Source organism: Herbiconiux sp. SALV-R1 (assembly GCF_013113715.1).
GTDB lineage: Bacteria > Actinomycetota > Actinomycetes > Actinomycetales > Microbacteriaceae > Herbiconiux.
Genome location: NZ_CP053344.1, coordinates 3795498 through 3809381 on the forward strand (window position 1 = coordinate 3795498; position 13884 = coordinate 3809381).

The following is a 13884-nucleotide window of genomic DNA, read 5'->3' on the forward strand; positions in this document are numbered from 1 at the left end:
GCGGGGTCGATCAGACCCCGCCACCTCCGCCGCCACCACCGCCACCACCCGAGAAGCCCCCTCCTCCGGAGAAGCCGCTCGAACTGCTCACCGAGCTGCCCGAGTACGACGAGGCGGTGCTCGCCGACATGGCCGAGATGCTCGAGGCGAACAGGTAGGCGTTGAAGGCCCCGTCGCCTCCGCCGTACCAGTCGGGCCGGCTGCCGAGGCTCTCGTAGTAGGTGCCGAGCACCTTCGCCCACTCGGTCTCGAGATCGAGCAGCACCGCGTAGGGCAGCAGCTTCTCGTACAGCTTCACCACCTGCCCCCAGTCGGGTGCGTTCACGCCCGTGCGCAGCGCACCCTCGGGGCTCTGCAGCACGCGGTACCGCTCCTCCTCCGCCCACTCGATGTACATGCGGATGCCCTTGATGTAGTCACGCAGCTCCGACCCCTTCGCGGTGAGGGGCGCCCGGAACGAGATGGCGATGACGACGGGAACCGTCACCACGGCCGCGAACACGAACAGGATGGGCAGTGCGCCGCCCAGACCGAGATCGGCCGCTTGGATGCCGCAGACGACGCCTACCCCGGCCAGCACGAAGGCTGCGAGCAGCAGCAGCGACGACCGCCCCGAGACCCCCTTCTTGAAGTACCCCTCCTCGATGGCACGCTTGCGCGTCGCCTGGGTGAGCTTGTAGAGGGCCTTCGCCAGGGGTGTGTCGTTCTTCTTCAGCTCCTTCCACGCATCGGGGGCCAGGTCTTTGCCGAACACGATGCGGGCGAACTCGAGCTCGGCGGCGTTCAGACCCTGCGCCGTGAGCAGGTGCAGCCAGTAGACGGGCTTCTTGAGCACGATGCCGCCCTCCTGCTCCACGATCTGGATGTTGTGGCGCACCGCCAGGTCGACGAACGACGCCGCCGTCGCCCGGGCGGTCTTCTTCATCACCATCGACGCCAGGAAGAGGTCGACCCCGGGCGGCGGTGTGTACTCGGGGATGATCGTCGGCCGGCCCGGCGCGTCTCGCAGCCTGGTGACCCGGTAGACGATCGCGAGCACGATGAGCAGCAGCGAGAGCGCGAGGGCGATCAGCTGCACCCAGCTCCACCCGCTCGAGAGGTACGACATGTCTCGCGGCGTGAAGGTGCCCGCGGTGAACGCGATGCCGACGGTGACGTTCTCGCCCGGGCCGAGTTCGGTGTTCTCGGTCGTGAACACGGCGGCCCCGCCGTCGTCGCTGCGCTCGGTGGCGCAGGAGGTGCCGTCTCCCTGGGCGCCGACGAAGCATCCGGTGTCGCCGGTGAGGGCGGGCACGAGCTCTGGCGCCACCACCGTGGTGGTGCGGTGCTCGGCGAACGGCTGCCGCCACAGGGTGCCGTTGGTGTCCCAGTAGAACTCGTCGTCGTCGGTGTTCTCGAAGTAGCCGGTGACGTCGCGCTGCGTGTACGTGAGCACGTAGCTCTGCTCACCGTGCACGTAGTCGTCACCGGCGATGGTGACGACGAGGTTGCCGTCTTCGGTCTCGCTCTCGTACTCGCGCGGGGTGCCGTCGGCGTCGGTGACCGAGACCAGCTCGAGATCGGTCGGATGCCCCTGGTAGTCGAGCGGGATGGCGCGCTGGATGCCGCGGTTCTGGTCGAACTCGGGGAACTCGGCGACGAAGGTCTCGGTGGTGCGGAGGGTGGAGTGCCCCTCGTCGTCGATGCCGAGCTCGTAGCGCCCGTCGAACGACGAGAAGGTGAAGTCGTTCACCCCGCGCTGCGGGGCGCTCGCCGGCGCGAGGGCCATCGCCGAGCTCCCCGACACGAGGGTGCTCGCCGAGGCGGCCGGCGCCCCGGCGGCCACCGCCCCCGCGGCGAGACCGACGACGGCCAGCACCACGAGCATCCGTCGCCCTACGCCCCTCGCCGCACGACGACGGGCTGAGGCACGGGCGAGCAGCTGAGCGACCATGCTCACACTCTAGTCACCGCCCCCGACATTCCGGAGGAATGCTCATCCGATGCAGTGCCGTCGAAGATAAGGCGGATGACCTAGGTGCACCGGCCGCCTCAGGGAGCAGCATGGACTCGTTCGATCGTCGCGGCCACCGGTGCCGCCCGGCTTGAGAGGAGCATCCATGACGAAGCCATCCGACCCCTCCGCGTTCCCGCGGGTGAGCGACGAGGCGCTCGACGACCTGCAGCAGCGGCTCGAGCGCTTCCGGCAGGTACCCGTCGTGAGCGGGAGCGCCTTCGACGGCTCGGAACTCGGCGTGGGCCCCGACCTGATCGCGCGGCTCGTCGAGCGCTGGCGCGGCGGCTTCGACTGGCGGGCGCAGGAGGAGCGCCTCGCCGCGCTGCCGTGGCGCGAGACCACCGAGGCCGCCGTGCCCGTGCGGGCGATCGTCGCCGAGGTGCCGGGCGCACCCGTCGTGCTGCTGCTGCACGGCTGGCCCGACTCCGTGCTGCGCTTCGAACGAATCCTCCCGAGCCTCTCCGACGTCACCGTCGTGGCCCCGGCGATCCCCGGCTACCCGTTCGCCGCGGCGACCGACGGCGAGGCGCTCCCGCCCACCGGCGCTGCCGACGCGATCGCTGCCGCCATGCGCGAGTTCGGCTTCGACCGGTACGTCATCTCGGCCGGCGACGTGGGGTGCAATGTGGGCGAGGCGCTGGCGGCGAGGCATCCGGATGCGGTCACGGCCCTCCATCTCACCGACGTCTCCCAGCAGCACTTCCTGAACGGTACACCCGACGACCTCGACGAGGAGGAACGGGCCTACGTCGAGCACGGGATGCGCTGGCAGGCTGCAGAGGGCGCCTACTCGCACGAGCACTCGACCAGGCCCCACACCCTGAGTGTCGCGCTCGGCGACTCGCCCGCGGGACTCGCCGCCTGGATCGTCGAGAAGCTCGCGCGCTGGACCGACTCCGACGGCGAGCTGGAGAACGCGTTCACCCTCGACGAGGCCCTCACCTGGGTGAGCGCGTACTGGTTCTCCGGGTGCATCGGCACCTCGTTCGCGCCCTACGCCGCGGTCGATCCGCAGAACTGGCCACGGGTCGAGGCACCCACCGTGTTCACCGTCTTTCCGCACGACCTCGTGAACGCGCCCCGACGCTTCGCCGAGCGGCTGTTCGCCGTCGCCGACTGGCGCGAGTTCGAGCGCGGCGGCCACTTCGCGGCCTGGGAGCGGCCCGACGACTACCTCTGGGGAGTGCGCCGCGCGCTCGAGCTCGCGCGGGGGTGAGGGTGCGAGCCGGGGCCCGCGCACGGGGCACGCGCGCGGGCGGGGGGCGCGGGCGGGTCGGCGCGCCGGCAGGGCGCACGCGGGTCGGCGCGCCGTCGCGCGCGCGGGTCGGCGTGCCGGCTAAGAAGCCGCGGGAGCCGGGGCGAGCGCGAGCGAGCCCGCGAGCGGCGCCCCGCTCTCGGCGGCGAAGAAGCAGAACCAGCGGCGGTCACCCGCCGCCCACTGCTCCTCGTCGGCCGGGTAGGCCGCCTGCCAGCGCAGATCGGGCACGGCGGCCGCCGCGGAGTAGTCGAGCACGGCGGGCGCGGTGCACAACAGGTTCATGCGGGAGGCGAGCTCGGTCTCACCCGGGTAGGCGGCGGTGCCGTCGCCGTCGAACTGGCCGGTGGCCACCAGCTGCGCCCTGTGCTCACCGGCGCAGTCGACGACCGTGAACTCCTCGGCCCACGGCGTGCTGTAGGCGGTGAGGCACTCGCCGCCCGCGAGCGAGCGCCACGGCTGCACGCCCGCGGCGGCCTGCGTCGTGGGCGGGGGTGCGGCGAGATCGACGCCATCGTCGGCCGCAGGTGGGGCAGCGGATTGGGTCACCGCCGATTCGGGGGCTGCAGGCGTTCCCGTCGGGGCGACCCCCGCATCCGAGTCGCTGCCGCCGCCTGCCCAGCTCGTGCCGGCGGCCCTGCCGGCGAAGAAGAGGGCGACCACGAGCACGGCGGCCAGCACGAAGGCGCCGATCACGATCATCCGCGTCGCCAGAGGGCTCGCCAGGCCGCGCGCCGAGCGGTGCCGGCCTACGTAGTCGGGGTCGCCGTGCGCGGGTGCCATCGCTACTCCAGCCCGAGGTCTCCCAGGCCGATGGCGTAGTGGTAGGGATAGCCCGCCTCTTCGATGCGCTCCCCGGCACCGGTCGCCCGGTCGACCACCACGGCGACACCCACGACGATCGCACCGGCCTTCTCGAGTGCGGCGATGGCGGCGAGCGGCGAGCCACCGGTGGTCGAGGTGTCTTCGAGCACCACGACCCGCTTGCCCGCCACGTCGGGGCCCTCCACCTGGCGGCCGCGACCGTGGTCTTTCGGCTCCTTGCGCACCACGAAGGCGTCGTAGGCGAGCCCGCGGGCGGCGCCCTGGTGCAGCACGGCGGAGGCGATGGGATCGGCGCCCATGGTGAGCCCGCCCACGGCGTGCACGTCGTGGATGTCGGCGATGAGGTCAAGCATCACCTGGCCGATGAGCGGCGCGACCCGGTGGTCGAGCGACACCTTGCGCAGGTCGACGTAGTAGCTCGCCTTCTTGCCGCTCGTGAGCGTGAAATCGCCGTGGAACACGGCGTCGGACTTGATGTACTCGATCAACTGGCTGCGCGCGTCACTCACAGGGCAAGTCTACGGGGCGGCGCGCATCCGTCCCCGGCGGACCGTGGCCGCGCGACCCGCGGACCGCGACCGCGCGACCTGCGACCGGCGGACCGCGACCGCCACTTGCGGTCTCGCACGCCCCCGGGCACGATGAGCGCAGCGACTCCCGGCAGGCGGAGACGCCCCACGCACAGGAGCGAGCTTGCACGACGACACCCTGCTGGCCATCCTGCACCGGGGCCGGCCCGCCACCATCGCCGAGGCGGCCCACCTCGCCCACCTCGACGAGCCCGCCGCCCGCAGCGCTGTCGAGACGCTGCGCGAGCGCGGGCTGCTGGGCGGCAGCGGCGACGAACTCGCTTACCCCGACCCGGCGGCGTGGGCGAGCGAGCGGGTGTCGGCGCGCTCCTCGCAGCTCCGGCACGACGCCCGGAGCGCCCTCGACGACATCGAGCGCGTCATCGCCGATCTGCCCCGCATGCTGCGCCAGTTCTCGATCGGCGAGACGACTGCCGACCCGGTGCCCGTCATCACACGGCACGGGCCCCACGCCTCGGAAGACCTCTGGTTCGACAACGCCCCCCACGAATCGGGCATGCTCTTCGCGGTGCTGCCCGAGGTGAGCCGGTTCCTCAAGTCCGACCCCGACCGGGCGGCGCGCTTCGGCCGGGCCCTTGCCGGCAAGACCTCGGTGCGGGTCATCATCCCCACCTCGGCCGTCGACGACCCCGCCGCCGTGCGGTCGATCGAGCACTACAGCAGCTTCGGCGTCGAGTACCGCACGCTCGACTCCCCGCCCAGCTGGTTCTGGGTCGACGGCGACCAGCTCGCCCTCCCCTTCGAGTGGGGCGAGGGGGCCCCGACCAGCGTGCTGGGTGTGCGCAACGCCGCGCTCGGCGGCATGGCCGCCGACTACTTCGGGCGCCTCTGGCGGCAGGCCGAGCCGATCCTGCCCTCCGATCACTCGTGGACCCCGCTGCTGAAGCTCATGCGCCAGGGGATCACGCTCGAGTCGGCCTCCCGATTGCTCGGCATCAACCCGCGCACGGGCCGGCGGCGCATCGCGGCCGCGATGGAGCACTACCAGGCGTCGACGCTGTTCGCCCTGGGGGTGGCGTGGGCGGCGGAGGGGCACGAGGGGGAGTGAAGGGCGGCGCGGCGGCGCGGCGGTGGACCGGCGCCTCGACTCTCCGGCGCGTCAGCGCCTCGCCGCGTCAGCTCCCGGATGCGGTGAGCAGCTCCCGCAGTGACCGAGCCGCGTGCCCGGTGAGCCACCGCACGTCGTCGGTCACCCGCGCGAGCTCGCCGCTCGCGATCGCCGTGTAGGTGCTCACCCAGGCGTCGAGCTGCCAGCGCGGAGCCTCCCACACGGCCCGCGACGCGTACGCCTCCGCCACGGTCTCGTCGTGGAAGCGGATCGGCCCGCGCCCCCACAGCTCGGTGAGCAGCTCGGCGACCTCGGCGAGCGAGAGCGCCTCGGGCCCGGTGAGCTCGTACGTCGCTCCGCCGTGCGCCGCGGGGTCGCGCAGCACCGCCACCGCGCTGTCGGCGACATCGGCCCGGGCGACGGCGGCCACCCTCCCGTCACCGGCAGGACCGCGGATCACCCCGTCCTCCCCCGCGAGCAGCGGCAGGAAGTCGGCGTAGAAGTTGTCGCGCAGAAATGTGAAGCCGATGCCCGACTCCTCGATGGACCGCTCCGTCGCGAAGTGGTCGCGCGCGAGGGTGAACGTGGCAGAGGGCGCCGCCCCGAAGAACGAGGTGTACACGATGTGCCCGACGCCGGATGCTCGCGCCGCCTCGACGAACACACGATGCTCCTCGAGACGGTCGGCGCTCTCGGCCGCCGACACCATGAACAGCACATCGACCCCGGCGAGTGCCCGCTCGGACGCCTCCCGCTCGCCGTACTCGGCGACGGCGACCTCGATCTCGACCCCCGTGCCCCTCAGCTCGTCGGCGACCCGCTCCGCCCGTGCCGGGTCACGCACCACCAGACGCAGCCGCGCGCCCTCCGCCCTGTCGGCTGTCAGCAGGCGCGCCACGCGCCCACCCACCTCACCGGTCGCCCCGGTCACCGCGATCGTCGTCACCATGCCCCCATCCTGCCCCCTCGGCAGCCCTCCGCGACCCGTTCCCGCCCGGCACCGTTCTAGGCTTGCCGAATGGATGCAGACGACTGGGAGAAGGAGGTCGCCGCCCTCTGGGCCGACGAGGGCGTCGACGACGGCGAACGCATCGACAGGATGCGCGCCCTGGCCGACCAGGCACCCCACCCCGCCCTCGGCGAGTTCGAACTCGGCGGCGCCTGCGACTCGGGCGGCCGCGAGGCCGAGGCCGACCGGCACTACGCCGCCGCCACCGCGGCCGGCCTCGCCGACGTCGACCCGGGGCGGGCCGCCCAGCTCGCCATCCAGCACGCCTCGACCCTGCGCAACCTGGGCCGCATCGAGGAGGCCGTGACGTTGCTGCGCAACGCACCCGAGCATCCCGACACCGGCGCCGCACCCGCCGTCTTCCTCGCCCTCGCCCTGCACAGCGCGGGCCGCTCCGCCGAGGCGCTCCGCGTCGCTCTCGAGGCGATCGAACCCACCCTCCCCCGCTACCACCGCTCCGTGCGCGCCTACGCCGCCGCCCTCACCGACGAGTAGCCCGCCACCCGCTGCCGCGCCGCCGCGCACCGCCGAGCCGCAAGCGCGCGCTCAGGGGCGGTCGGGGCGGCCGCGCTCCTCGAGGGCGGCGAGTTCCTCGCGGGCGGCGTCGACGCGCCAGCGGGCTGCCGGGCGGCGCCACCAGGTGGCGTCGGCGAGCTCTGCGGCGGCCTCGCGCATCCGGATCTCCGCCGCCAGCACCAGCGCGTCGTACTCCATCGCGGCGCGCTCGCTCGCGGTCGGCTCGTAGAGGAGCTCGCCGCGGTCGTCGGCGGCGACCGAGATCCAGGCGGCCGCGACCAGGGTCACCACGCTGGTGAGCCGGAACCACAGCAGCATCGCGATGAACACCACGAAGGTCGACAGCAGCGGGTTGCGGGAGGCGCCGCCGAGCAGCTGGCTGCCGGCGACCTGCAGTACGAGGAGCGCTGCTCCGCCGAGGGCGGCGCCGCCGAGCATCCGTCTCACCGTCAGACGGGCGTTGGCGAGAAAGCGGAACAGCACCATGAGCGCCACCGTGTCGATGACGTACACGACCACGAGCCCGAGCACGGTGACGAGGCCCGCCGACCAGTCGCGCATCACGTTCGGGAACAGCGAGAACACCCAGTCGAGGGCCGCCGTGCTGGCGACGCTGAGCACGGCGGCGGCGAACAGCGCGACGCCGAGCGCGAGTGCCACGACGAAGTCGCGAGCCTTGAGCAGCACGTAGGAGCGGGGGTCGCGCGGCACACCGAAGATGGCGCGCACGGCGACGCGGGAGTAGGTGATCCAGCCGATCGCCGTCCAGATGAGCACCACGAACGCTGCGACACCCGTGACGGTGAGCACCGAGGTGCTCGAGGTCGCGATGGCGAGAAGGTCGCTCTCGGGGATGACGCCCTCGGGCCCGATCAGCCCCGGGATGTAGGTGTTGATTACCTCGATCAGCGCGTCCATGGTCTCGGGCGAGCCCACGAGCCAGATGCCGGCGACCGCGAAGATGACGTAGACCGCCGCGAACACGGCGAACAGCGCTTGGTAGCTCATGCCCGACGACAGCAGGAACCCGTTGCCGGCGAGGAAGCGCCGCCACACGCGGGTGGGGAACAGGGCGAGCGTGTCGTTGGTGAGGGCGGTGATGCGGGTGAGCGGCTGGTCGAAGCGCTCCTGGAGGCGCTGCGTGTGCTGCTCGATGCGGTCGCGGAGGGTGGCGTCGGCCGCGTCCACCGGGTCGGCGTCGATCATGCGCCCGTCGTCGTGCCCGCCGTCGAGTCGGCCGTCGTGCCCGCCGTCGCCGGGGCCGCCGCGTGCCGCTCGCGCCATGCCGCCAGCCTAGTGAGCGTGGCTGTCTGTGTTCACGCTGCCCCGCGCATCCGATGACGGATGCTGCCGGTAGCGTTGAGGCATGCGTGTTGCGACCTGGAACGTGAACTCCATCCGTGCCCGAGTGGGGAGGGTCGTCGACTGGCTGGTGCGCGAAGACGTCGACGTGCTGGCGATGCAAGAGATCAAGTGCAAGGAGTCGCAGTTCCCGTTCGACGCCTTCCACGAGGCCGGTTACGAGGTGGTGCTGCACGGCCTGAACCAGTGGAACGGCGTGGCCTTCGCGAGCCGCCTGCCGATGACGGATGCTGCCAACACCTTCACGGGCATGCCCGGCTTCGGAAAGGCGCTCGACGACGGTTCGCTGCCGCTCGAGGCCCGGGCGCTCGGCGTCACGGTCGACGGGGTGCGGCTGTGGAGCCTGTACGTGCCGAACGGTCGCGAGCTAGAGAACCCGCACTACGACTACAAGCTGGCCTGGCTCGCCGAGCTCGCCGAGCAGACGAGGGGGTGGCTCGCCGCGCACCCCGACCAGCCGCTCGCGTTGATGGGCGATTGGAACATCGCACCGCTCGACACCGACGTGTGGGACATCGGGGCGTTCGCCGGCTCCACCCACGTCTCGGCGCCCGAGCGCGCCGCCTTCGCGGCGTTCGAGCAGATCGGGCTGAGCGACGTGGTGCGCCCCCTGGTTCCCGAGGGCTACACATACTGGGACTACAAGCAGCTGCGCTTCCCGCGCAACGAGGGCATGCGCATCGACTTCATCCTCGGCTCGGAGCCCTTCGCCGACCTCGTCACCTCCGCCCGCATCGACCGCAACGAGCGCAAGGGTGACGCCCCCTCCGACCACGTCCCCGTCGTCGTCGACCTCGACCTCGACCTCTCCTCCTCCGACGACGACCGCCCGATGATCTTCGGCTGACGCCTGCCCCGGCTGCTGCCCACCAGCGATGACAGCAACCGGGACGGCTGCCGCTACGACATCCGCACGTCGATGAAGAAAGCTGCACCCGACGGTCGGTAGGGCGAAGCGGTCGCCGGGTCGGCGTTCCACGGCACGACCTGCGTGGTGGACAGCTCGACGTCGGGGTCGTGGGGCGTGAAGGTGATGCTCGTGCCGTCGGACACGAACTCACCGCCCTCACCCTCGCTCAGCAAGCCGGCACCGAGGAAGGTGAGGTACGGCGGCGTCAGGACCCTCATTCCCCCGACCATGCCGCAGTCCACCGGGATGGTGAGGGGAGCCCCGCCGAGTTCGTCCCAGTCGTAGTCGATCTCGACGTCATTGCACGACGGCGCCACATCCCTCGCGGTGACAGGCACCTTGACAGGCGCACTCGGAACACCCGTGACTTCATCCCACGCCGTGAATTCCAACGTTCCGAGGCCGGTACCGACGACATCGGGATCGGTCCAGGTCACCACGAGCGTGCCGTCTGCGCCGGAGGTGATCTCCGCGCCGGGAACGGAGCCGTTCACGGTCACTCGGTAGCTGTCGCGGGCGTCAGCGGAGCAGAACAGTCGAGGCTGCAGCACCAAGGGCACATTGCGGATGGCCTGGATCTCTCCGCCTCGCAACACGGCACGGAATGCGCCGGCGTCGGGCCCTACGGGCTTCTCGGCGGTGGAGCAGCTCGGCTGCTCCTTCACTTCCACCGTGACCAGGAAGGGATGTTCGTTTCCGGCTGCGTCCTTCGCCGCGACCACGACGTGGTCGACCCACCCGCCGGCAGACGTCGGTGTCGCATAGCTCATCCGTCAGCGCCGGCGCTGGCGAAGCCGACGCGCTGGTCGGCCAGGGTGGCCGTCGATGCCGGGCCGGGCCAGGCCACGGGGTGCTCCCAGGCATTGCGGTCGAACTGGAACACCTCACCGGCCGTCGCGTCCGAACGAATGCCCTGGAGCAAGACCGACTGTTCGGCACTGGAGAGGTCTGCGATCTCCTGTCGCGTCAGCACACGCATGCCGGAGAGCCCAGGTCGGCACTGCGTCCCGACGTTGAACACCGTCGACTGTCCCGCCGTGGCCACGACCCGCGTAGGCGGACACATCGCCTTCTTCGACCACAGTGCCCGGATGCGGTCGACGACGGTGCCGTGCGTGGTCGACGTGAGTGTGATGCGCGCCCGGGAACTGCCGGGCAGGAGTGTTACGGAGGAACTCACCGTGGCTTGAGAGATCTGACCGCACACGCCCTTGTTCGGACCGAACCCGCGGGAGCCGCCCGTGGCGCTCGTGCCGAGAGCCGAGGACTCGGACGCGACCTCCATGTAAACACCCGTCGGAGGCACGTCGGTACCGATCGGACCCGACTCCAGCAGGCCCGTCACGAGCTCGATCGCATCCTCGACGATCGAGATCATGGTCTTCGTCGCCGCGTCACCGTGCGTGCCGAGCATGGCCTTGCCCTCAGCCGTCACGGCCGATACGACCTCCTGACGCTGCGCGGGGGTGATCTTCTTCATGATCATCACGACCATCCGGCGCGCGCTCCGGTCACCCACCGCTGCTCGGAACGCGTACTTCACCGCCTGTGCGACCACGCGCCCGGTCGGTCCGACCTCGGTGTACTCGGGGTCGAACGCCCCCGGCCAGTACATCGCTCGCGCGGCTTCCTCCGGGGTCATGCCCTCGAAGGGATTGCTTCCCTCGACGCCGTTCGCAGCGGGCCCGAGGTTCACGTCCATCGACACGACGCGCGACGGTGCCGTCATGTTCAATGTCACATCGCCGCTGCTGATGGCCGGGGCGAGGTTGTCGACGAGGATGTCTCCGTTCCCGGTCTGGCCGTCACCTGTTCGCTCAGGATCGCTCGAGTTGTTCGCCCCCTCGACGCAGGGCGGTGCCGCCGAAGCAGGCACAGAAGCCGGGGGCTTGGGGAGCAGCGGGCCCGGGGCCGCCAGCGGGCCCGTCGGCGTCCCCGCAGAACCACCGTCGCCCGTCGACGGGTCGGTCGACGGCGGCTCGATCGCGTCGCAGACCGTTCGCACCGTCGAATGGATGCCCGACTCGACCAGCGTGCCGTCGTCGCGTTGATAGGTGGTGCCGTTGTGCCAGATCACGTCTGTGCGGCAGGTGGGCGGAAGAGCGTTCGCTCGATCACCCGTGGTGGCGGACATGACCGCCAGGCCTCCGGACACGAGCACGAGAGCCATCACTCGTGCAGTCCATGTCTTTAATGATGATTGCTCACTTAACTGCATGAGGGGGACGGTAGCAGAAGCGTCACGAGATGAACAGGTGCTAAGTGGTAGCCACTGGGCGCGCACGCGGGGCGGGGTGGTACGCGGGCGTCACTGGTGGCGTGTATAGATGGACCATGTCTTCTTCGAGCGTCGGCGCGGGGTCGTCGATCACGCCCGGGGAGCCGCACGCGGCCCCCGCTCCGCAGGGGTCGCGCCTGCGCCGCTGGCTGACCGACGGGCTCGCCGAGCGCGCCGGGCGGCACCCCGGCCCGGGTGCGGTCAAGCCCGAGAAGACGCGGTCGTGGTGGCGGGTGATGTGCCTCACCGGTGTCGACTACTTCTCGACCCTCGGCTACCAGCCCGCGATCGCCGCGCTGGCGGCGGGTCTGCTCAGCCCGATCGCGACGGTGGTGCTCGTGCTCGTCACCCTGTTCGGCGCGCTGCCCGTCTACCGGAGGGTCGCCCGCGAGAGCCATCGCGGCGAGGGTTCGATCGCCATGCTCGAGAGGCTCCTGCCGTGGTGGGGCGGCAAGCTCGTGGTGCTGGTGCTGCTCGGCTTCGCGGCCACCGACTTCATGATCACCATCACGCTCTCGGCTGCCGACGCGAGCGCGCACGCCATCGAGAACCCGTTCGCGCCCGACTGGCTCCAGGGCCAGAACATCGCGATCACGCTCGTGCTCATCCTCGCCCTCGCCGTGGTGTTCCTCCGCGGCTTCAAGGAGGCCATCAACATCGCGGTGATGCTGGTCGCGGTGTTCCTGCTCCTGAACGCTGTGGTGATCGCGGTGGCCATCGGTCACGTCGTCGAGAACGCCGTCGTCATCGACGACTGGTGGAAGGCCCTCACCACGCAGCACGGCGACCCCCTCATGATGATCGCCATCGCCCTCATCGCCTTCCCGAAGCTCGCGCTCGGGCTCTCCGGCTTCGAGACCGGTGTCGCCGTCATGCCTCAGATCAAGGGCGACAAGGGCGACACGCCTGCGAACCCGGTGGGGCGCATCCGGGGCGCGAAGCGGCTGCTGACCACGGCGGCCATCATCATGAGCACCTTCCTCATCACCTCGAGCATCACGACGACGCTGCTCATCCCGCAGAAGGCGTTCGAAGCGGGCGGCCCCGCCAACGGCCGTGCCCTCGCCTATCTCGCCCACGAGTACCTGGGCGAGGGCTTCGGCACGGCCTACGACGTCGCGACCATCGCCATCCTCTGGTTCGCGGGCGCCTCGGCGATGGCCGGCCTCCTCAACCTGGTGCCGCGCTACCTGCCGCGGTACGGCATGGCCCCGCAGTGGGCGGGGCTCGTGCGCCCCCTGGTGCTCGTGTTCACCGCCATCGCCGTCATCATCACACTCGTGTTCCGCGCGAACGTCGACGCGCAGGCGGGGGCCTACGCCACCGGCGTGCTGGTGCTCATCACCTCGGCGTCGCTCGCCGTCACGCTCTCGGCCAAGCGCAAGAAGCAGCGCAAGGCCATGGTCGCGTTCGGCATCGTCACCGTCGTGTTCGTCTACACCACCATCGCGAACATTATCGAGCGGCCCGACGGCGTGCGCATCGCGGGGCTGTTCATCCTCGGCATCGTCGTCGTCTCGGTGGTGTCGCGGGTGCAGCGCTCGTTCCAGCTGCGCGCCACCTCGGTCACCTTCGACCCCGAGGCGCTCGACTACGTGCTGAGCGATGCCGACGAATACGACTCGCTGCGCATCATCGCCCACGAACCGGATGCTCCGGCCGGCACGAGCGACGCCGAGCTCGCCGCAGAATACCGGCAGAAGATCGAGGAGGAGCGCCGTGACGCCGGCATCCCGCGCGGCACCCCGGTGATCTTCCTCGAGATCATCCCCTCCGACTCCTCCGACTTCGAAGAAGACCTCGTCGTGCACGGGGAGGCGCGCCTCGGCTACCGCGTGCTCACGGTGCGCAGCGGCAACACCCCGAACACCATCGCCTCGGTGCTGCTCGAGATGCGCGAGCTCACCGGTGTCGTTCCCGACATCTACTTCGGCTGGACGGAAGGCAGCCCCATCTCGAACATGTTCCGCTACCTCGTGACGGGCACCGGCGAGGTCGCCCCGGTCACCCGCGAGGTGCTGCGGCGGGCCGAACCCGACCCGCGCCACCGGCCCGAGGTGCACGTCAGCTGACGATCGGTGGGAATTCCCGCGGG

The 13884-nt window shown here is 71.0% G+C and carries 12 protein-coding genes; 5 read left to right on the forward strand and 7 right to left on the reverse strand.

The genetic code is table 11. The features are described from left to right. Positions 1-10: 10 nt before the first annotated feature. Entirely contained in the window at positions 11-1933 is a 1923-nt protein-coding gene (locus HL652_RS18135) for a DUF2207 family protein (protein WP_171706610.1), read from the reverse strand. A gap of 166 nt (positions 1934-2099) precedes the next feature. Here HL652_RS18135 and HL652_RS18140 point away from each other — a divergent pair, with 166 nt between their 5' ends. Next, positions 2100-3212 (forward strand): epoxide hydrolase family protein, encoded by a 1113-nt coding sequence (locus HL652_RS18140; RefSeq protein ID WP_171706611.1) that lies wholly within the window; start codon positions 2100-2102, stop codon positions 3210-3212. 120 nt (positions 3213-3332) lie between these two features. Here the strand turns inward: HL652_RS18140 and HL652_RS18145 are convergent, their stop codons facing one another. Beyond that, positions 3333-4034 (reverse strand): septum formation family protein, encoded by a 702-nt coding sequence (locus HL652_RS18145; protein WP_171706612.1) that lies wholly within the window; start codon positions 4032-4034, stop codon positions 3333-3335. A gap of 2 nt (positions 4035-4036) precedes the next feature. Next, on the reverse strand, positions 4037-4585 hold the full coding sequence (gene pyrE / locus HL652_RS18150; protein ID WP_171706613.1) for an orotate phosphoribosyltransferase: 549 nt from the start codon (positions 4583-4585) through the stop codon (positions 4037-4039). Between the two features lie 184 nt (positions 4586-4769). Here pyrE and HL652_RS18155 point away from each other — a divergent pair, with 184 nt between their 5' ends. Beyond that, positions 4770-5714: a hypothetical protein gene (locus HL652_RS18155; RefSeq protein ID WP_171706614.1), complete on the forward strand. Its 945-nt coding sequence runs from the start codon at positions 4770-4772 to the stop codon at positions 5712-5714. A 67-nt stretch (positions 5715-5781) separates the two neighbouring features. On the opposite strand, the gene HL652_RS18160 is transcribed toward HL652_RS18155, so the two are convergent. Then, the gene (locus HL652_RS18160) at positions 5782-6663 is read right to left on the reverse strand and encodes an SDR family oxidoreductase (RefSeq protein WP_171706615.1); all 882 of its coding nucleotides are present in this window, start codon (positions 6661-6663) and stop codon (positions 5782-5784) included. A gap of 69 nt (positions 6664-6732) precedes the next feature. Here HL652_RS18160 and HL652_RS18165 point away from each other — a divergent pair, with 69 nt between their 5' ends. After that, positions 6733-7218: a tetratricopeptide repeat protein gene (locus tag HL652_RS18165; protein WP_171706616.1), complete on the forward strand. Its 486-nt coding sequence runs from the start codon at positions 6733-6735 to the stop codon at positions 7216-7218. A gap of 51 nt (positions 7219-7269) precedes the next feature. On the opposite strand, the gene HL652_RS18170 is transcribed toward HL652_RS18165, so the two are convergent. Then, the gene (locus HL652_RS18170; protein WP_253743434.1) at positions 7270-8523 is read right to left on the reverse strand and encodes a YihY/virulence factor BrkB family protein; all 1254 of its coding nucleotides are present in this window, start codon (positions 8521-8523) and stop codon (positions 7270-7272) included. A gap of 82 nt (positions 8524-8605) precedes the next feature. Between HL652_RS18170 and HL652_RS18175 the strand changes: the two genes are divergently transcribed. Continuing rightward, positions 8606-9448: an exodeoxyribonuclease III gene (locus HL652_RS18175; RefSeq protein ID WP_171706617.1), complete on the forward strand. Its 843-nt coding sequence runs from the start codon at positions 8606-8608 to the stop codon at positions 9446-9448. Positions 9449-9501: 53 nt separating this feature from the next. On the opposite strand, the gene HL652_RS18180 is transcribed toward HL652_RS18175, so the two are convergent. Together HL652_RS18180 and HL652_RS18185 are read right to left on the reverse strand one after the other, a co-directional pair. Further along, the gene (locus HL652_RS18180) at positions 9502-10281 is read right to left on the reverse strand and encodes a hypothetical protein (protein WP_171706618.1); all 780 of its coding nucleotides are present in this window, start codon (positions 10279-10281) and stop codon (positions 9502-9504) included. Beyond that, a complete protein-coding gene (locus tag HL652_RS18185; protein WP_171706619.1) occupies positions 10278-11681 on the reverse strand; it encodes a hypothetical protein in 1404 nt (467 codons plus the stop codon). The genes HL652_RS18180 and HL652_RS18185 overlap by 4 nt, the downstream gene beginning before the upstream one ends. Before the next feature lie 164 nt (positions 11682-11845). Here HL652_RS18185 and HL652_RS18190 point away from each other — a divergent pair, with 164 nt between their 5' ends. Continuing rightward, positions 11846-13861 carry an APC family permease gene (locus tag HL652_RS18190; RefSeq protein ID WP_216603939.1) on the forward strand — a complete coding sequence of 672 codons (2016 nt, stop codon included), beginning with the start codon at positions 11846-11848 and terminating at the stop codon, positions 13859-13861. Positions 13862-13884 lie beyond the last annotated feature (23 nt).